The organism is Chryseobacterium sp. SG20098 (assembly GCF_031844745.1).
Taxonomy (GTDB): domain Bacteria; phylum Bacteroidota; class Bacteroidia; order Flavobacteriales; family Weeksellaceae; genus Chryseobacterium; species Chryseobacterium cucumeris.
In genome coordinates this window covers 4,795,587-4,815,946 of sequence record NZ_CP134622.1, presented here as the reverse complement: position 1 = coordinate 4,815,946, position 20,360 = coordinate 4,795,587, and the positions used below count along the sequence as shown (strand labels likewise).

Sequence of the window (20,360 nt, the reverse complement as noted above, 5' to 3'; positions counted from 1 at the left end):
CTAATATGACCATCCAAGACCTAAAAAACAAAAACCTCCTCCTCTTCGAAGCCATTTCCGGAAGTAGAGCTTTCGGGCTGGCAACGGAGAATTCTGATACGGATATCCGCGGGGTATATTATCTGCCGAAGGAAGATTTCTTTGGACTGAACTATATTCCGCAGGTTTCCAATGAGACGAATGATCTTACGTATTATGAAATCGGAAGATTTGTAGAACTGCTTCAGAAAAACAATCCTAATATTCTGGAAATTCTGGCAAGTCCTGAGGATTGTATTCTGTACAAACATCCGCTGATGGATCTGCTGAAAACGGAGGATTTCCTATCCAAACTATGCAAAGACACTTTTGCAGGCTATGCGGTTTCACAGATTAAAAAGGCAAAAGGTCTCAATAAAAAGATTGTAAATCCTATTGATAAAGAAAGAAAATCAATCCTGGATTTTTGCTTTATTCTGGATGGACAAGGTTCTGTCCCATTGAAAAAATGGCTGGATGAGGATGGTCTCTCACAGGAAAAATGTGGATTGATAAGTATTGATCATACCAAGGGAATGTATGCTTTATTTTATGATGAATCGGGAACATTGGGATATAAAGGAGTTATTCAGAATGAAGAAGCTAATCAGGTTTCTCTATCCTCTGTTCCTAAAGATGAAAAACCGGTTGCTTACCTGTATTGCAATCTTGATGCATATTCTGTGTATTGCAAAGATTACAGGGAATACTGGAAATGGGTGGCTGAGCGTAATGAAGACCGTTATAATGTCAATCAGACTCACAGACAGAATTACGACAGCAAGAATATGATGCACACCATCCGGCTGCTGCAGTCCTGTGAACAGATTTTTAAAACCGGGTCACTGACAATTCGTGTAGAAGACCGTGATGAACTGTTAGATATCAAAGCTGGAAACCAGTCGTATGAAAACGTCATGCAAAAGGCAGAAAACCTGATAGAATCCATAGAAAGTCATTATTCTACCACCACTCTACCCGACTCTCCGGACCTGAAGAAAACCACAAAAATATTAATTCATATCAGAGAAAAACTGTACAATAATAATGAATGATGAATGATGAATTATAAATGATGAGTTATGAATGGTGGGACTGTTGAAATCCAACGCTCCCACTCTCTCACTCACCTACCCTAAAACACTCTCCAAAACCGAATCCCGAATCCCGAAACTCTCCACCACACTCTCATACCCTCAAACGCTCCCACTCTCCAACCCTCCAACCCAAAACTCACTTCTTCGCCGCCTTCGCCAATGGATTATAATCAAGACATATTTTAATCCAATACTCAAAATCGTCTGCTTTTTTAAAACCTATGGGTTCTACATAGCAATAGCTATTTAACTGTTTCCCTTTCATGATCATTGGGAGATAACCTTTCTTCTCCGAAACCTCATCTTCCAGTTCGGGATTGTAACGGCACATCAGATTATCATGACTGATGTTGATGCACATCTTTCCGTTCACCAGAAAAGACAGTCCGCTGAACATTTTCTTTTCCTCGACCTCTATATTATTTTCCATTGAAAGCCGTTCACGTACGCGGTCGGCAAGTTCTGTACTGTAAGCCATGATTTCAATTTTTTGATTTATCCCTTTCAATAATAATGGTCTCGACAGGCTTAACCTGACAATGCTTAAAATTTCGGCTGGTATTCCAGTTGCCACCCTGAGCCTGTCGAAGGGTATCAATAAGAAAACCATATAATCATTTCTTGAGTATTACTTAAAGGATAAGTTGATCAGCTTTTCTCTTATTAAAATTAATAAAAAACTGTGATTAACACCTTACTTTTTTAATATTATTGATGAATTCAAAATTCAAAAATTAAAATTTTATTTAAATAAATTATTGTTTTACGATAATTAATTATACATTTGCAATAGTAATTACAATTCATACCATGAACCAGACCAAAATTATTGCAAGAATTTTATTCTATATCTGCGCCTTACTTTCGGCCGGATATTTAGTCACTTTTGGGTATTCCTTATTCTGTCTGATGAGCGGATTTGCGGTCACGCCTTATAAAGAAGGCCAGTTCCTTCACATCAATTATCCGTTTACAGAACAACCGTTTCTGAATATCGAAAACAATTATCCTTATATGATCTTTTCCTTTATGTTGGTGCTTATCACTTATGGAATCTTTTTCTGGTTATCTGCCAGGGTTTTCAAAGTGTTTTTCCAACAGAAACTGTTTACTCAGGAAAATATCATTCAGCTTAAGAGATTTTACCTGTACAATATTTTTATTCCGCTTCCTCTGGTTATTATCGCGAGTTTCTTTGTGGAAGTAGAAAGTATCATATGGGGACTGGTGTTTATTCACTTTATGCTTGGAATTTTCTGTCTGTTTCTTGCGAATATCTTTAAGCAAGGACTACATTTGCAAAACGAACAAGACCTATTTATTTAAAATGCCAATTATAGTCAACTTAGATGTGATGCTTGCCAAACGAAAAATGCAGAGTAAAGAATTGGCAGAAAAACTGGGTATCACGCCCGTGAACCTCTCTATCCTTAAAACCGGCAAAGCCAAAGGTGTCCGTTTCGATACTTTGGAAGCCATCTGCAAAATCCTGGAATGCCAGCCGGGAGATATTCTTGAATTTAAAGAGTAGACGAGTTGCGGGATGCGAGTTTCGGGGTTTGAGGGTTTGAGAGTAAGAGGGTTTGAGAGTAGTGAGTATAAGAGTTCACTTCTAACTTCTAACTTCTAACTTCTAACTTCTAACTTCTAACTTCTAACTTCTAACTTCTAACTTCTAACTTCTAACTTCTAACTTCTAACCTCTAGCTTCTAGCTTCCAGCTTCCAGCCATTAAACTTCTAAAATTGCTGCCGAAAGGCCGCCTGTCCTTCTATTCCCCAAACACAACGTTATGAACACATTAACCATCAACAACCTTAGCCTTACCTATAAAAATGGATTTCAGGCTATTAAAGACATTTCACTCAACATCAAAAACGGTATGTTCGGGCTTCTTGGTCCGAACGGAGCCGGAAAATCTTCTTTAATGAAAACCATTGTCGGACTTCAGAAACCGACCTCCGGAACAATACTTTTCAACGGAGTGGACATCGCCAAAAACCCTGATTATATCAAACAGAATCTCGGATTTCTCCCACAGGATTTTGGAGTATATCCGAAAGTTTCCGCGTACGATCTATTGGAACATATTGCCGTATTGAAAGGGATTACCGACAAAAGCGAACGTAAAAACCAGATTCTGGGTTTGCTGGAAAAAGTCAACCTTTCTGATTTTGCGAAAAAAGAAGTTCATACCTTTTCTGGCGGAATGAAACAGCGTTTCGGTGTTGCTCAGGCCTTATTAGGAAATCCGAAGATCATCATTGTAGATGAACCTACTGCAGGATTAGATCCTGAGGAACGTAACCGTTTCAATACGCTGCTCAATGATATCAGCCAGGAGGTTATCGTCATTCTGTCCACGCATCTCGTTGAAGATGTCAGAAATCTTTGCTCAGAAATGGCAGTGATGAATCATGGGCAAATCCTCCGAAAAGGAAACCCCGGAACACTCATTGCAGAGCTTGACAACAGAATCTGGTCCAAATCTATCGACAAAAACGAACTGGAAAGTTATCATTCCAATTATGAAATCATCAGCAGGCAGCTTCTGGAAAGAGAACTCCACATCACTGTATTTTCTGAAGAATCTCCGAAAGATTTCAGCCCTGTAACCCCTTTGCTGGAGCACGTTTACTTCCATACACTCACCCAAAAACCTTAATCATGAACGCGATATTCTTATTTGAAGCCGGACGCTCTTCCAAGCACTGGCTCACCTATCTTGTGGCCTTACTTTTAATAGGAATGGGCATCTTTTCTGGCAATCAGTTCAATCTTTCAGTAGGAGAAGGGATTTATTTAAACTCTCCCTACACCATTGGTTTTATGACCGGAATGCTGAGCCTTGCCGTGATTTTTTTCGCTACGGTTTATGCATTGCAGCTGCTTTTTAAAGATCAGGATTCAAAATTTGACAGTATTCTGTTTTCATTCCCATTGTCAAAACTCACTTACCTGAAAGGGAAATTCTATGCTTATTTTTTACAGACGTTTTTAAGTTTTTCTTTCCTAATGACAGGATTTATCATAGGTCAGATGATGCGGACGGGAAGTGAAATGCAGGAAGGTTTTAACATTGTCCATTATTTATACCCTTTATTCATATTCGGTTTTATCAACAGTTTATTTGTCTGCAGTTTCCTTTTTCTCATTGCATTTATTGTCAGGAAAAAACTGCTGATTGTAGTAGGCGGACTGCTTCTGTATGTTTCTTACATGATTATCCTGCTGTTTTCCAATTCACCCTTTATGGCGGGAAGTCTTCCCCAGTCACTGGAAACGCAACAGTTTTCGGCTTTAATAGATCCTTTTGGATTATCCGCTTATTTTATGGAAGCCCGTGATCTCACAGCTCATCAGAAAAATATTCAACTGGTACCTTTCTCTGGTTATCTTTTGTTTAACAGAATTTTATTCTCTTTTATATCTGTTGGAATTCTTCTGCTTTCGTATAGATTATTTTCTTTCTCCAATACCTCAGGAAAGAAAGTAAAAACATTAGGAAATACTCTTACATTTTCGGAAACAAATGGAGCTGAATACTCCACTGTTACACCCAGATTCAATGGATGGAGTTCTTTCCGGTCCGTATTCTCCTTTACAAAAACCGATCTTACCTATTTGTTTAAAAGCATTGCCATTCCTGCTGTATCGATTCTTTTATTATTCTCTGTGGGAATGGAAATGTATGCCGAAATTGAAAAAGGCATCCGTCTTCCGCAGAAGTATGCGAGTTCAGGTCTTATGGCGGCCACCATTTCAGAAAACTTCCATTTGCTTGGACTTCTTATTTCCGTTTATTTTTTAAACGATGTCTACTGGAGAAGTTCTTCTTCAGGATTTTCTCTGATTGAAAACAGTACCTATTTATCAAAAAACAGATTAACCGGCCATTTCATTTCCATCAGTTTTTTATTGTTTTTCTTTAGCGGAATTTTAATTATTCAGGGCATTATTTTTCAGGCGGCTTATCAGTATTTTCATATTGATTGGAATGCTTATCTCGGTGTTTTTCTTTTCAATACTTTCCCTTTGATCCTCTTTTCAGGATTGATTCTTTTGATAAATGACAGAATTCCCAACAAATTCATAGCCCTTGGAGTTTCCATTCTTGCCGTTTTTATAGTATCAGGTCCGGTTTCAGGGAAATTGATACCCTACCCTCTTTTCAGAATATTCTCAGATTTTAAAGGGACTTACAGTGAGTTTAACGGCTATGGAATCTATGAAGAAGCTTTTGCTCAAAGACTATTATTCGGAACAGGGATTATCAGTATTTTATGGATGCTCAACAGTATTATAAAAATTAAAAAAGTTCCTGTACTTGCATCTGGTTTCAGTATCATTCTGCTCATCTCAGGAATCTTTGCCGGAGTATTATTTATGAAAGGTTATATTCCAAAAAATAAAGATCAGGCTATTCTAAGCTCGGCAGAATATGAAAAAAACTATCGAAAGTATGAAAAACTTCCACAGCCGGATATCACCGATATTGCTACAGAAATTGCGCTGTATCCTTCGAAAAATGCTTATCAGATTGTTGGAAAATATATCCTTAAAAATCAAACCTATCAACCTATCAATAAGATTCTGATCAATTTTAATGAGGATTTAAAATTGGAATCTGCTGTGATAAAGTGTGGTACTGAAATCTCGAAAATTAATAACCATATTACAGAAGTCTCATTACAAAAACCTCTCCTGCCTGGTAAAACAGCTTCTCTTGATTTTAAAATCTCCTATCAATGGTTTGCGGTCAACGGACACCAGTCTTTCAATGCTATTATTGAAAACGGGTCTTTTATGAGAATCAGCAGATATTATCCAACAATTGGATATCAGAAGGATAATGAAATTCAGGATGAAAAAAAAAGAAGCCAGTTCAACCTTGGAAAACTTGCTGAGCTGAAAAAACCTGAAGCTTCTGAAGTTCAAAAAAGGGATTTTATCAATCTTACCATGATGATTTCCACCGAAAAGAAACAAACAGCCATAGGAACAGGAGATCTTGTCAGAAAATGGTCACAGGCCGGGCGCAACTATTTCAAGTTTAAAGCAGATCAGATTCCTTTCCGGTTTGCCGTTTCATCTGCTGAATATAAGATCAAAAGCGAGAACTATAAAGGAATTTCCATCAATATCTATTATCATCAGAAACACTTTGAGAATGTGAATCACCTTCTTGAAAACGCAAAGCTTACTTTAGATTACTGCCTGCAGAATTTCGGGCCGTACCCTTTTAAAAGCATCAATTTTGCGGAGATTTCTTCTTTTACCAGAGGTTTTGCCGCTACAGCCTATCCTTCTGCTGTTTTTATGCCTGAGGATATGGTTTTCCACGCCAATATTCTGGCGGATAAGAAACAGGATGTCATCAATGAGCTGGCAGGCCATGAACTTTCCCATCTCTGGTGGGGCAACAGCCAGATCGACCCTGATGACAGAGAAGGTTCTGTGATGCTTACTGAAACCCTCGCCATGTATACCGAAATGATGCTCTACAAAAAAATGCATGGCAAAGAAAAAATGATGGAAAGAATCAACGTACATCAGCAGATCTATGACAATGAAAAAGGACTGTCTGAAAATGTTCCGATTTATAAAGCAACCGGAGATGTTCCTCATATTTCATATTCCAAAGGAGCTTCAGCAATGGTACAGCTGAGTAACTTAATCGGTGAAGATAAAGTGAACCTGGCTTTGAAAAATTTTCTCAACAACAATCAATATCCCAAAAAACCTGGTTCATTGAATCTGATCAATGAGTTTTACAACATTGCTCCGGATATTTCCACCAGGAAGCAAATCGACAGATTATTCAAAACCACAGAAAATATAACTTTTACTTCAGAGTCTAAAACTGCTTCTGTAAAGGCAAAGTCCAAAGAAACCGGTAACAGCTTTTAATCTTTTTTGAAAATATTTTTCAGGAATTGTAACAAAGTAAAATGATGATTTACTAATTAATTGACATATCAATAATTGATATATCATTTTAAATCTGAAAATATGGAAAAGTTAAATTCAATCATCTTCTACAACATAGACAAAGCGATCAGATCTTACAGAAACTATGCTCAACGCCAGCTAAAAGTGCATGGTTATACGATCACTATTGATCAATGGCTTATCATCAAAGCAATTCTGGAAAACCCGGGAATTACCCAGAATGAAATTGGTGATCTGGTTTTTAAGGACAATGCTTCTGTCACGAGAATGATTGATTTAATGGTAAAATCCGAATACATTATCAGAAAAGTTCATCCTGAAGACCGAAGAAAAACCCAGCTGAAAGTGACAGATTCCGGGGTAAAAGTAATTAAAGAGGTTCAGAATATCGTAGAAAAGAACCGTAAAACTGCTTTAAAGGGCATCAGCAATGAAGAACTGGAAGTGATGTATTCAGCTTTACTGAAAATTTCAGAAAACTGTCTCAACCCTAAAAAGTAAAACGCTATGACCAGAATATTCTCACTTATTATTGTCTGTATGCTGATGCTGTTCAACAGCAGGATCTCTGCCCAGCAGGCAATGCAGAGTTTGACTTTGTCAGGAAACATAAAATCCGACAAAGCAGAGCAGATGGAGATCAATCTCTTTGATGCTGATCAGAAATTGATCAAAACAGAAATTGCTGATAACAGCGGTAAGTTCAATTTTAATGATTTAAAAGAAGGAACTTATCAGGTAAAAATTAATAAAAACGGTACTGAGGTTTATCACTCGGAAAATATTTCATTAACCGAAAATAAGACCCTCAGTCCCATTGACCTGAATGTAAAATCGATTGAAGGAGTAACGATCACCAAAACCAAGCCTCTCATTGAAAGACAGGATGGAAAGATGATCATGAACGTTGAAAACAGTATTGCCAGCACCGGAAATTCCGCTTTTGAAGTCCTCGAAAAGGCTCCGGGAGTGAATATTGACAATAACGACAATATCAGTCTTCGCGGAAAAGGAAACCTTCTGATCCAGATCGATGGTAAAAATACTCCCATGACGGGAACTGATCTTGCCAATTATCTAAAGGGAATCCAGTCTTCCACCATTGAAAAGATAGAGTTCATCACCAATCCTTCTTCAAAATATGACGCTGCCGGATCCGCCATTATCAATATTAAACTTAAAAAGGAACAGAGAAAAGGAACTAACGGAACTATTTCAAGCTCTCTGGGATCGGGTAAATATGTGAAAAACAACAACAGTTTCAGCATCAACCACAGAAATAAAAACATCAATATTTTCGGAAATTACAGCTTTGCGTACAGGGAAGCTTACAACGGATTGGTTCTCGACAGAAATTTCTATGAAGCCAATACCTTTAAGAAAGCGTATGTGCAGGATAATTATCTGAAATTCAAATTCAACAGCCATGTGGCCAAAGCGGGAATGGATTATTATCTGAACGACAAGAATGTGCTTGGATTTTCTGTGGGTCTGGTTTCCAACAAATTCAATGTGAACGGTGATAATTCCAACGTCACACTGGGCAGCAACTACCTTCCTGAAAGCACATTCACAACAGTCAACAGATCGAATGACCGCTGGACCAATGTTTCATTCAACCTTAATCATAAATATACGATTGATTCGCTGGGTTCTGATATTTCTACCGATTTTGACTACATTAATTACGCTAACTCTTCTTTGCAGAGCTTTGATACAAGAACACATGATATTTCCAGCAATACGGATAATCTTGACATTATTAAAGGTGATATGGACGGAAAACTGAATATCTATTCTTTAAAATCTGATCTTACAAAAAATTTCAGCAACGACTGGAAGCTGGAAAGCGGAGTGAAAACCAGTTTTGTAAAGACAGACAATGATTTGAAATTTTTCAACGCCAGTTCTGGTATTCCTGTTCCGGATCTTGGGAAAACCAATCATTTTATTTATGAGGAAAACATCAATGCAGTGTATGGAAATGTGTCCAAAAAATGGGAAAAATTTAAAGCTACAGCAGGTTTAAGAGTTGAAAATACCAATGTAAAAGGAACTCAGATTACCACCCATCAAATCAATAAAAGAAATTATACCCAACTGTTCCCAAGCGCTGTTCTGAGTTATGATCTGACGGATAAAAGCAACCTTGAAATCAATCTCAGCAGAAGAATTACAAGACCAAGCTACAACCAGCTGAATCCTTTCAAATTCTATCTTGATCCTACTACAATGAAAGCCGGGAATCCTGATCTGAACCCTCAAATCACGATGAATTATGAATTAACCTACAGTCTGAGTAATAAATACTTTGCCACTTTAAGCTACAGCAGGAATTCTGATAATATCACAGACATCCTAAAACCTGTCATAGAAAACGGGCAGATTGTAACCGTACAGACCATTGAAAACCTGAATTCTGCTTCTTATTTCGGATTAAACCTGATCGCTCCGGTAAAGGTGACCCAATGGTGGGATATGAATAACAGTGCTAATTTCTATTATGGCTCCTACACAGGAAATGTCTCCGGAACCCAGATCAATAATAAAGGGAATTTTACATTCAGTATCAACAGTATTAATTCCTTTAAGCTGGGAAATGGTTTCACTGCTGAACTTACAGGAAATTACAAAGCCAGAGAAATCTATGCTTATCTGAATGTGAGCCCGAACTGGTATCTGAATATCGGAGCGCAGAAGAAGTTTAAAAACAACAGTGTTCTGAAGCTTTCCTTCACAGATGTTTTCTTTACCAGCAATATCAAAGGGCAAACGCTGTATAATGATTATTTAGAAAACTTCGCTGTAAAAAGAGATACCCGTGTGGCAACCCTCTCCTATACTTACAATTTTGGTTCTTCCAAAAACGGACAGCCCAGAAAAACAGGCGGTGCTGAGGACCTGAAGCAGAGAGTGGGAAATTAATTGTAAGAAGTTGGAAAACGCAAAGACGCGAAGAAGGAGAAATAAAATACTGTCTTTAAGACGCAAAGATTTTATCTTCGATAAAATTGAGCACCAAATAACTGTACCTGTATTTTAGTCTCTCACGATTGGGCAGGCAAAGCAAATGCAAAAAATAAAACAATATGCTTGCTGAAAATCTTCGATTTTCTTGCGCCCTAATCAATATTAAATTAAAATTACTTTGCGCCTTTGCGTTTTCCAACTTATAACTTATGGTATAAAAAGCAAAAATCCCTCAAATTGAGGGATTTTTTATGTTTAAGAATGAATCTTATTAAGCTTCGTTAGATGGAGTTTGGTTTTCCACGGGTTTTTCGCTTTGTGGCTTTTCACCTTGTGGTTTCTGTCCTTCCGGTCTTCTTTGTCCTTCCGGTCTTCCTTGTCCTTCAGGTCTACCTTGTCCTTCCGGTCTTGGAGGTCTTGGTAAAAGAACTTTACGGGAAAGTTTCATTTTCTTACGGTCATCATAACCCATGAACTTCACTTCTACCTCATCACCTTCTGCATAAGGAACTTTGTCCAGACGAGCCCACTCAATTTCAGAAATGTGAAGAAGTCCTTCTGTTCCTTTAGCGATCGCTACGAATGCACCAAAGTCCATTACTTTCACTACTTTACCTTTGTAAACTTCGCCTACAACCGGTACGAAAGTAATTTCATTGATCTTAGCAATAGCTGCATTGATTTTTTCTCTGTCTGTTCCTGCAATTTCGATACGTCCGATTTCTCCCATCTCTTCGATAGCAATAACCGTATCTGTATCTTTCTGTAATTGTTGAATAATTTTTCCACCAGGCCCGATTACAGCTCCAATGAAATCTTTTGGAATCTCCATAACCACCATTTTCGGAGCGTGAGGCTTCACATCTGCTCTTGGCTGGGAAATCGTTTCCGTGATTTTATTAAGGATGTGTAATCTTCCGTCTTTAGCCTGCATCAAAGCTTTCTCCATGATATCCATAGAAAGTCCCTGGATTTTGATATCCATCTGACAAGCTGTGATACCGTCTGCAGTACCTGTTACTTTGAAGTCCATATCTCCAAGGTGATCTTCATCTCCTAAGATATCGGAAAGTACGGTAAATTTACCTGATTTTGTATCGGTGATCAGACCCATTGCAATCCCTGAAACAGGTTTTGTGATCTGAACCCCTGCATCCATCAATGCTAATGTACCTGCACAAACTGTTGCCATTGAAGAAGAACCGTTAGATTCTAAGATATCGGAAACAATTCTGATTGTATATGGATTTTCTTGCGGAATTACTGCTGTTAATGCTCTTTGAGCTAAGTTTCCGTGTCCTACTTCTCTTCTTGAAGTACCTCTTAAAGGTCTTGCTTCACCTGTAGAGAATGGAGGGAAGTTATAGTGTAAGAAGAATCTTTCGTCGTGCTGCGTGATTACGCTGTCGATCATGTTCGCATCTTTTACAGAACCCAGAGTTACCGCAGTCAGAGACTGAGTTTCTCCTCTTGTAAAGATCGCAGAACCGTGAGCTCCCGGAAGGTAATCAATTTCTGACCAGATTGGACGGATCGTCTGAGGATCACGACCATCAAGACGGATATTGTCTTCAAGGATCATCTGACGCATTGCTTCTTTCTCTACGTCATGGTAATATACTTTAACGAATGGAGTTACTCTTGCCAATTCCTCTTCGTCTTCAGCATATTGTGCTAAAAACTCTTCAAGAACCGCTTTGAATTTTTCTCCTCTTTCTTCTTTATTTGATGGAGTTTTTGCTACTTCATATACTTTATCATAGCACTCTTTCCATACTTTTTCACGAATTTCTTCATCGTGATCTTCGTGGCTGTATTCTCTTTTAGGGAAAGATTTTCCTACTTTTTCAGCTAATCTCTCCTGAGCTTCAATCTGTTTTTTGATCTCAGCGTGAGCGAAGTTGATGGCTTCAAGCATTTCCTGCTCAGAGATCTCCTTCATTTCTCCTTCTACCATTACGATGGAGTCTTTAGTAGCTCCCACCATAATGTCGATATCTGATTTTAATAAGTTTTCATAACTTGGGTTAACGGCCAATTGCCCGTCAATTCTTACTACTCTTGCTTCAGACATTGGTCCGTTGAAAGGGATATCTGTAATTGCAATAGCTGCAGAAGCTGCCAAACCTGCCAATGCTTCAGGCATTACTTCTTTATCGTAAGAAATTAATGAAATCATCACCTGTACTTCCGCATGGAAATCTTCAGGGAAAAGAGGACGTAATACTCTGTCCACCAATCTCATTGTAAGCACTTCATCATCAGATGGTTTTGCTTCTCTACGGAAGAAATTCCCAGGAATTCTTCCACCTGCATAAAATTTTTCTCTGTAATCTACCGTTAATGGTAAAAAGTCTACACCAGGATTGGCTTCTTTGTTGGCTACAACTGTTGCTAAAAGCATAGTTCCGCCACATTTCACCACTACAGATCCGTCAGCCTGCTTAGCCAGCTTTCCCGTTTCGATAGTGATTTCCCTGCCGTCTGCAAGGATAATCGTTTCTGTAAACGCTTGAGGTATACTCATAAATTTGCTTCTTTATACTCCGTATTGAGTATGATTAATATTTAAACTCTTTAAATTTTCGTTTGCAAAGGTACTATATAATAATGATATATTAAATTTTTCGATTGCTTTAATAGGCGTTTAAAATACAAAAAATTGGCTATCAATTGATGAAAGTTTGAAAATTTGCATTAGTAATCTGAACTTATACACCATTTACGAAAATAAAAAAGTATTTTTTTGAGGATAATGTATTGAAAAATCCCGTCGTTTTTGTATTATTGTCTCAAAAAATGAAAATAACATATTGATCTTAAAAAAAGTATTTATTTCATTTTAAAAATGATTAAAATTATTGCAAACCAATAGGCTGATCCCTATATTTGCCCTACTTCACCAATTACAATGCTGTAGGCTAAAAAAGTTAAGGAACTATCCTTATCCAGATAAATAAATGTTTATGATTAATAAAGAAGTACAATCTCAAAGCAGGAATTATACGGTTCCGTTGATTACCATCACCCTGCTGTTTTTTATGTGGGGATTCATCACCTGTATGAATGATATCCTGATCCCGTATCTGAAACAACTTTTCAATCTTACCTTTTTCGAATCCATGCTGGTACAGTTCTGTTTCTTCGGAGCTTACTTTATCGGGTCACTGATTTATTTTATGATTTCCATTACGAAAGGAGATCCTATCAATAAATTAGGCTATAAGAAGGGAATCCTGTTCGGAATTTTTCTGGCAGCATTCGGCTGCGTTCTGTTTTATCCGGCAGCTACGTTCTCTTATTATCCGCTGTTTCTGGGAGCTTTGTTTATTTTAGGACTTGGCTTTACAGTACTGCAGATTACAGCCAACGCTTATGTTTCATTGCTGGGAAGTGAAGAATCTGCATCTAGCCGACTGAACATGACTCAGGCATTCAATGCCTTCGGAACCACCATTGCACCGGTACTTGGAGGTCACCTGATTTTTGAATTTTTCTCATCTCCGGACGGATCATTCAGTGCGGTAGCGACGAGAATTCCTTACCTTATTTTTGCAGGTATCCTTTTACTGGTTGCTTTATTGATTTCCAGAGTGAAGCTTCCTTCCTTCCAGATGGGTGAAGAAGAAATCGTAAAAGGTTGGGGAGCCCTTGAATTCAGCCACCTGAAATTCGGTGTATTCGCTATGTTCTGCTATGTAGGCGGAGAAGTTGCCGTAGGAAGTTTTATCATCAGTTTCCTTGAGCAGCCACAGATTATGGGTTTTAATGAGATCATCAGTAAAAATTATCTTTCCTTATATTGGGGAGGAGCGATGATTGGCCGTTTTTTGGGAGCCATTTCTTTAAATCAATCCATAAGCCAAAGCAAAAAGGCTCTGTATATGCTGGGAGCAGCGGCAGCAGTTTTCCTTGTGATTTTCAGCATTGTCAATCTTACTTTCAGTCAGATCAGCTTTTTCCTTGTGTTTATCATCCTTAATTTCATTGCTTTTTTCGTGGGTAAAGCAGCTCCGGCAAGAACATTATCCATTTTTGCAGCAATCAATGTTGCCTTGTTGATTTCTGCAATGGTAAATCATGGTGAGCTGGCGATGTACAGTATTTTAGGAATCGGAATTTTCAATTCTATTATGTTCTCAAATATTTACACACTGGCTATTTCAGGACTGGGTAAATATACCAGCCAGGGATCTTCATTAGTGGTAATGGCTATTCTGGGAGGAGCTATTGTTCCTATTTTCCAGGGATATCTTGCCGATCAGTTTGGAGTACAGCATTCATTTATTATTCCTGTATTCTGTTATCTGGTAATTCTGATATTCGGAGCGTACTGTACCAAATATCTGGGTCATGTAGAAAGTACCGAAGCAAAGTCCGGGCATTAAAATCAAATTCAAATCAAAATGTATAAGGCGGAATATCTCAAAGGTATTCCGCTTTCTTTATTCAGATTTTAAAATGTAACTTTTCATGAGAAAAAAGAACTTATCGTATAAACTAACACAATCATTATGAAAATACAGTTAAAGCTTGAATATGCCGCATTTCTACTCTTAGGTATATATGCTTTTGCACAAACGGAATATTCGTGGTGGTGGTTTGCCGGACTTTTCCTCGCACCGGATATTTCTATGCTGGGATATACGGTTAATAATAAAGCGGGCGCTTTCTTCTACAATCTCTTCCATCATTTAGGAGTAGCCATTATCGTTTATTTTGCCGGAACAGCCTTGTCTCTGCCCTATTTACAAATGATCGGAGCTATTTTGTTTTCTCACTCTGCATTTGACAGAATTCTGGGTTATGGATTGAAATATCCCGATAGTTTTCAGAATACACATTTGGGAAAGATTGGAAAGAAGGCTGAGTAGTGAGGTTGTAAACCACCCCGTCAAAAATTCTTTGAATTTTCGCCACCCCTCCGAGGGAGGGGAATTATAACGTCTTTAGTTGTGACGTTGGTCAGGATTGGAGTTTTTGTTGAGGCTTTTTTTGTTGTTTTAATACGGCTGGATTCCTACGGAATGACACAATTGGCGCATTGGTCTATCCATACAGTTTGTCACTCCGTAAGAAACTTTTTGTGGCATTTGTGGTAAAAAATCCCCTGTTGCGTAAAACAAAAAAGCAACCTCTTTAGAAGTTGCTTTTTATTTTGAAAATCTTTATAGATTATTTTCTTAAACCTAGTTCAGCAATAATTGCTCTATATCTTGCGATATCTTTGTTTTTAAGGTAATCTAATAAACTTTTTCTCTTACCTACCAATTTCACTAGAGATCTCTCTGTGTTGAAATCGTGACGGTTAGCCTTTAGGTGCTGAGATAAGTGGTTGATTCTGAAAGTGAAAAGAGCAATTTGTCCTTCAGCACTTCCTGTGTCTTGTGCAGATTTCCCGTGTTTTGCGAAAATTTCCTGCTTTTTGTCTGTTGTTAAGTACATTCCAATATTGTTTAATGATTATTATGTAACGGGTGCAAAATTACGACTATTTTTTGATTCTGCAAACATTATTGATTTCATATATCAAATTTGATAGAAAAAAATGTTAAAAATTTCTTAATAATTTGTATGCCATCCAACGAAAAGGCAGTAATTTTGCATTCGAATTACAAATGAAAAAAATTATATTCTTTACAGCGGTTACTACTTTTTTATTCATCGGATTTACAACGGTAAAAGCCCAGAAAAATGCTGATGATAAAATAAAAAAAGTTCTTTACTTCAATCCTGAGGTAGAGCCTGATATCGACGAAATAAAAGACCCCACCAACAACGCTTTCTTTGATGCTGTTACCGATAATTTCAGTAACAGAAGAAATAAAATGCTCCGGGCGGAGGTTCAGGTTCCCTTCGACAGTATAGACAAACAGACTATTGCAGATTACTGTCTCAACAATGATGCAGATTTTGCCATTGTTTCCAAAGTGAGATATTTTAAAGTGGGATTTGGAAAGTATGTTTTCTCCAATCAGGTGGTTGTGAGTATGAAACTCTTTGGTGCTGACGGAACTCTTGTCACAGAAACCGATCATGATACTTATCGTAAAAATATGCGTCTGCTGGGTTCTACAGTCAACTCTGTTAAAATAGGAACCGAAGGAGCGATAAAAGGAATCATTAAGAAGCTGAGAAAACTGAAACCTACAGAAGCAGAGCTTTAAGATTTGAGGTTTAAGGTTGGAATTGACAGTCATTTATCGTCAATGGTCAATTTTGCTTTGCAAGTCAATGGTGAATTTTTTTCATGCAGGTCAATCCACATATCAGACTGATTCATAATCATAATTCTTTTATAGACACTATTCTGTAGTGTATCTCTATCCTTATCAATAAGTTGAAAGCTTTCATTAGTTTAGTTTTATCTTAAATCTAAATTATTATGAAAAATTCAAATCTAAAAAAACTAAGCAGAGAAAGCCAGAAAGAAATCCTGGGGAGTATCATACGTCTTCAGAAATGTCAATATCATTTCGAATGTCCTGGCGGTTCATGCTGCCACAGACTATGTGTTGCGTATGCATGCCCAGAATTATAAATATTTCATGTTAAATAAAGTACTTGTTCATCCTTACGAACAGGTGCTTTTTATTAAAAAAACCACCATAAACAACTGATACACAATTAAATATTTTCACTAAATAATGATTTATTAAATATTTTTCACTAATTTAGACCAACATTAAAACCAAAATCTCATGAAAAATCTAAAGAAACTCAGCAGAGAAAAAGCAAAACAAATTAATGGAGGAACTATGGAAAGATGCAGCGAAACTAATCCATGTACCGTTGGATGGTGTTGCTTTGGAATCTGCTATCCTTTCATCTGCCTTGAATAAAAGATAAAACTAAACCATATAAAATCAAAATTTATGAAAAATCTAAAAAAACTCAGCAGACAAGTACAAAAGGAAATTAAAGGCAGCGGACCTTTCAAAAGATGTACAGAACATTACGAATGTCCGGGAGGATCGTGTTGTCACAACACCTGTGTTGTTAATCCATGTCCCCTGGAATAATATATGATCATTACAGACACCTGCCTTAGTAGGTGTTTTTTTATTTAAAACATAAATAAAACACTGATTACTAGTAAAATATTTTCACTCCAAAATGAATAATATAGAAATATTTACTATTTTAGTCTGACATTAAATCTAAACTATAACAGTATGAAAAATCTAAAAAAACTCAGTAGAGAATCTGCCAAGCAAATTAACGGCGGTATCGGACCTTTCAGATGCAGCATCACAAGACCTTGCTCTGTTGGATATTGCTGTAATGGAGAATGCCTTGACCATGACTGCATGATAGAGCCTTAATTTAAATACAATCATATAGTATGAAGAATTTAAATCTTAAGAAGCTCAACAGGCTTGAACAAAAAAACATTAAAGGAAGCGGGATAAAAAAGTGCGGTGACAATTCAGATTGTGGTCCTTACCAATGCTGTACAAACGCTGTTTGTACATACATTCCCACTTCAGAATGCGAACCAATATAAAGAATATTGGAATTTAAAATTTAATTTTTGCACATCCGCTTCGGCGGGTGTTTTTTTTTCCCTTATACTGAAACAATAAACTTTAATTAATCCTTAATTTTGCCAGTTTATTACTCAGTCTTAAAAATTTGAATTATTTTTGCATATCCAAAAAATTTCACGTTTTGAATTCTAGAGACGAACTTATCTTCAACCCTGCCGATATTGCCGAAACTCTCAGCGAACTTCCTGCTGATGAGAGGCTGCTCGCATTCCTGAAGGTTCCGAAAGAATACAAAGCAGAAGTTTTTTCACATCTTGACCCTGATTTTCAGGAAGAAACCATCAGAAGTATCGGAAGCGATGAAGTTTCCGAAATTCTGAATGCCATGACTCCGGATGACAGAACTGCTCTTTTCGAGGATTTCCCGGATGAGCTGATCAAGTATTCCATCAACCATCTTAACCCCCAGGAAAGAAGGATTGCTTTAAAGCTTCTTGGATACAACTCGGATTCGATTGCCCGTCTGATGACACCTTACTATATCCAGATCCGTAAGGAATGGACGGTAAAAAGATGTCTTCAGCAGATCAAAAAAGTAGGAAAAAGAGTGGAAACCATGAACTACCTGTACGTGGTAGACGAAAGAAACCGTCTGATTGATGACCTTGCCATCGGAACTTTACTGCTGGAAGAGGAAGATACTTTGGTTTCCGACATCACAGACAATCATTTTGTGGCGATTACTACAACGACTTCCAAAGAAGATGCGGTAACCTATTTCGAAAAGTATGACCGTGGTGCTCTTCCTATTATTACGGAAGCCGGTGTTCTGGTAGGAATTGTGACTATTGATGACATTCTCGATCAGATTGAGCAGCAGAACACGGAGGACATCCAGAAGTTCGGGGGATTGGAAGCATTGGATCTTCCTTACATCCAGACTTCATGGACAGAAATGATCAAAAAAAGAGCTACCTGGCTGATCATTTTATTTGTTTCGGAAATGCTGACGGCTTCTGCTATGGGATATTTTGATAAAGAAATTGAAAAAGCAGTTGTTCTCGCTCTATTTGTTCCATTGATTATTTCCAGTGGAGGAAATTCCGGATCACAGGCTGCAACGTTGATTATCAGAGCAATGGCGCTGCAGGAAATCAGTCTGAAAGATTGGTGGTACGTCATGAAAAAAGAAATTATCTCCGGATTATGTCTCGGAGCAATTTTAGGGGTTATCGGATTTATCAGAATTATGCTTTGGCAGCAAATTGGCTTGTTTGATTACGGCCAGTATTGGGTATACGTAGGATTGAGTGTTTCTGTTTCCCTGATTGCTATTGTATTATGGGGAACATTATCAGGTTCTATGATTCCGTTTGTTTTAAAGAAATTAAATCTTGACCCTGCTACTTCTTCTGCACCGTTTGTAGCAACATTAGTGGATGTAACGGGACTTATTATCTATTTTACCGTAGCCGGACTTTTCTTAACCGGAAAACTTTTGTAATTTTAGGCATCATCTAACATGCCAATATGAAAATCGTTTCGCTTGTACCTTCTATTACTGAGGCTTTATTCGACCTTGGACTGACCGAAAATGAAGTGGTAGGAAGAACCAAATTCTGCATTCATCCTCAGGATAAAATAAAAAATGTACCCATAATCGGCGGAACTAAGAATATTAATATTGAAAAAATTAAAGCATTACAGCCGGATCTTATTCTTGCCAATAAGGAAGAGAATGTAAAAGATCAGGTGGAAGCTCTGATGGATGATCACAAGGTAATGGTCACCAATATTGATACCATTGAGGATAATTATTACCTGCTTAAAAACCTCGGAAAACTTTTTGGAAAGGAAGACAGAGCACAGCTTTTCAATCTTAAAATTTATGATGTTCTGAATCAGGCAAAACTGGAATCTCCTGTAAAAGCAGCTTATCTTATCTGGAAAAATCCTTATATGACCATTGGATCAGATACTTTCATCCACAGAATTTTATCTGAAATTGGTTTTGAAAATATTTTTAAAGACAAAACCCGTTATCCACAAATTACCACTGAAGATCTGGTAGAGGCAGACGTCATTATGCTTTCATCCGAACCTTTTCCGTTTAAAGAAAAACATATTGAAGAACTGCAGGTCTTCTATCCGGATAAAAAGATTATGATTGTAGATGGTGAAGCCTTTTCCTGGTATGGAACCCATATTGCCAAATGTGAGAATTATTTTAAAGAACTTCTCACAGAAATTCATTCAATGCAGCAAGGATAGTTTTTCACCTCATCTTTACTCTTTAAATATTAAACTTTAAATATTCAATTCACATGTCTGGTACAGTTATACTATCTGAAGGAACAGAATTCAATCATGTTATGCAGGAGGTTTTAAAATACATCAATCTTTATGTAATGGCATTTGGAAAGGAAGAAAGAACCATCACCCGTTTAGAAAAACGTGAAAATATGTATGGAGGAAAGGGAACGGTTTATATGATACAGATGTTTGATCAGGAAGAACTGGCCAATAACCGCCTGGCGGCCTATATGGTTTTACTGAATAAAGGAGATGAATCTGGATTCCACACGCACAATCTAAGAAATGAACAGGAATTGTACGTTGTAGTGCATGGAACCGGAGAATATCGTGAAAGAACAGGAACAGAAGGAGCAATACGCAGGAAAGTGCTGCATAAAGGCGATATTACAGCGATCAGTTCTGTAGGATATCATTCTATTGAAAATACGGGAGATGAGCCTTTAATTATGTTTGTGATTACCACCAACAATCCATAAAAAACTCCGGCTGATATAGCCGGAGTTTTTATTTTTTTATA

General features: G+C 37.5%; 19 protein-coding genes. 16 read left to right on the top strand and 3 right to left on the bottom strand.

All coding sequences use genetic code 11. The features are described 5' to 3' along the window. Positions 1-5 precede the first annotated feature (5 nt). Positions 6-1,073, top strand: a complete 1,068-nt coding sequence (locus RHP76_RS22045; protein WP_311229077.1) for a nucleotidyltransferase domain-containing protein — start codon at positions 6-8, stop codon at positions 1,071-1,073. A gap of 178 nt (positions 1,074-1,251) precedes the next feature. Here the strand turns inward: RHP76_RS22045 and RHP76_RS22040 are convergent, their stop codons facing one another. Next, positions 1,252-1,593, bottom strand: a complete 342-nt coding sequence (locus RHP76_RS22040; protein WP_311229076.1) for a TfoX/Sxy family protein — start codon at positions 1,591-1,593, stop codon at positions 1,252-1,254. 332 nt (positions 1,594-1,925) lie between these two features. Between RHP76_RS22040 and RHP76_RS22035 the strand changes: the two genes are divergently transcribed. The 6 genes from RHP76_RS22035 to RHP76_RS22010 all read left to right on the top strand — a co-directional run bounded on the left by RHP76_RS22035 (position 1,926) and on the right by RHP76_RS22010 (position 9,992). Next, positions 1,926-2,441 (top strand): DUF2975 domain-containing protein, encoded by a 516-nt coding sequence (locus tag RHP76_RS22035; RefSeq protein ID WP_062671338.1) that lies wholly within the window; start codon positions 1,926-1,928, stop codon positions 2,439-2,441. A 1-nt stretch (position 2,442) separates the two neighbouring features. After that, positions 2,443-2,646 carry a helix-turn-helix domain-containing protein gene (locus tag RHP76_RS22030; protein WP_002980904.1) on the top strand — a complete coding sequence of 68 codons (204 nt, stop codon included), beginning with the start codon at positions 2,443-2,445 and terminating at the stop codon, positions 2,644-2,646. A 261-nt stretch (positions 2,647-2,907) separates the two neighbouring features. Continuing rightward, complete coding sequence (locus RHP76_RS22025) at positions 2,908-3,780, top strand: ABC transporter ATP-binding protein (protein ID WP_311229075.1); 873 nt, start codon at positions 2,908-2,910, stop codon at positions 3,778-3,780. Positions 3,781-3,782: 2 nt separating this feature from the next. Next, positions 3,783-7,025: an ABC transporter permease/M1 family aminopeptidase gene (locus RHP76_RS22020; RefSeq protein ID WP_311229074.1), complete on the top strand. Its 3,243-nt coding sequence runs from the start codon at positions 3,783-3,785 to the stop codon at positions 7,023-7,025. A 102-nt stretch (positions 7,026-7,127) separates the two neighbouring features. Then, a complete protein-coding gene (locus RHP76_RS22015; RefSeq protein ID WP_311229073.1) occupies positions 7,128-7,568 on the top strand; it encodes a MarR family winged helix-turn-helix transcriptional regulator in 441 nt (146 codons plus the stop codon). Positions 7,569-7,574: 6 nt separating this feature from the next. Beyond that, positions 7,575-9,992 carry a TonB-dependent receptor domain-containing protein gene (locus tag RHP76_RS22010; RefSeq protein WP_311229072.1) on the top strand — a complete coding sequence of 806 codons (2,418 nt, stop codon included), beginning with the start codon at positions 7,575-7,577 and terminating at the stop codon, positions 9,990-9,992. A 316-nt stretch (positions 9,993-10,308) separates the two neighbouring features. Here the strand turns inward: RHP76_RS22010 and RHP76_RS22005 are convergent, their stop codons facing one another. Beyond that, complete coding sequence (locus RHP76_RS22005) at positions 10,309-12,564, bottom strand: polyribonucleotide nucleotidyltransferase (RefSeq protein WP_311229071.1); 2,256 nt, start codon at positions 12,562-12,564, stop codon at positions 10,309-10,311. A 439-nt stretch (positions 12,565-13,003) separates the two neighbouring features. On the opposite strand from RHP76_RS22005, the gene RHP76_RS22000 reads away from it, so the two are divergent. Together RHP76_RS22000 and RHP76_RS21995 are read left to right on the top strand one after the other, a co-directional pair. Next, entirely contained in the window at positions 13,004-14,425 is a 1,422-nt protein-coding gene (locus tag RHP76_RS22000) for a sugar MFS transporter (protein WP_120233087.1), read from the top strand. 126 nt (positions 14,426-14,551) lie between these two features. After that, a complete protein-coding gene (locus tag RHP76_RS21995; protein ID WP_120233086.1) occupies positions 14,552-14,911 on the top strand; it encodes a DUF4260 domain-containing protein in 360 nt (119 codons plus the stop codon). Positions 14,912-15,212: 301 nt separating this feature from the next. Here the strand turns inward: RHP76_RS21995 and rpsO are convergent, their stop codons facing one another. Next, positions 15,213-15,482, bottom strand: coding sequence for a 30S ribosomal protein S15 (gene rpsO, locus RHP76_RS21990; protein ID WP_034692246.1), 270 nt, complete (start codon positions 15,480-15,482; stop codon positions 15,213-15,215). A gap of 173 nt (positions 15,483-15,655) precedes the next feature. Between rpsO and RHP76_RS21985 the strand changes: the two genes are divergently transcribed. The 7 genes from RHP76_RS21985 (at position 15,656) to RHP76_RS21955 (ending at position 20,319) form a co-directional block, all read left to right on the top strand. Next, on the top strand, positions 15,656-16,204 hold the full coding sequence (locus RHP76_RS21985) for a pyruvate decarboxylase (RefSeq protein ID WP_311229070.1): 549 nt from the start codon (positions 15,656-15,658) through the stop codon (positions 16,202-16,204). A gap of 534 nt (positions 16,205-16,738) precedes the next feature. After that, a complete protein-coding gene (locus tag RHP76_RS21980) occupies positions 16,739-16,879 on the top strand; it encodes a bacteriocin-like protein (RefSeq protein WP_311229069.1) in 141 nt (46 codons plus the stop codon). A gap of 33 nt (positions 16,880-16,912) precedes the next feature. Next, complete coding sequence (locus tag RHP76_RS21975; protein WP_002980914.1) at positions 16,913-17,059, top strand: bacteriocin-like protein; 147 nt, start codon at positions 16,913-16,915, stop codon at positions 17,057-17,059. A 153-nt stretch (positions 17,060-17,212) separates the two neighbouring features. Then, positions 17,213-17,362, top strand: a complete 150-nt coding sequence (locus tag RHP76_RS21970) for a bacteriocin-like protein (protein ID WP_157885751.1) — start codon at positions 17,213-17,215, stop codon at positions 17,360-17,362. A 346-nt stretch (positions 17,363-17,708) separates the two neighbouring features. Continuing rightward, entirely contained in the window at positions 17,709-19,031 is a 1,323-nt protein-coding gene (mgtE, locus tag RHP76_RS21965) for a magnesium transporter (RefSeq protein ID WP_047432715.1), read from the top strand. A gap of 26 nt (positions 19,032-19,057) precedes the next feature. Beyond that, positions 19,058-19,798 carry an ABC transporter substrate-binding protein gene (locus RHP76_RS21960; protein WP_216445109.1) on the top strand — a complete coding sequence of 247 codons (741 nt, stop codon included), beginning with the start codon at positions 19,058-19,060 and terminating at the stop codon, positions 19,796-19,798. Between the two features lie 53 nt (positions 19,799-19,851). After that, complete coding sequence (locus RHP76_RS21955) at positions 19,852-20,319, top strand: cupin domain-containing protein (protein ID WP_311229068.1); 468 nt, start codon at positions 19,852-19,854, stop codon at positions 20,317-20,319. Positions 20,320-20,360 lie beyond the last annotated feature (41 nt).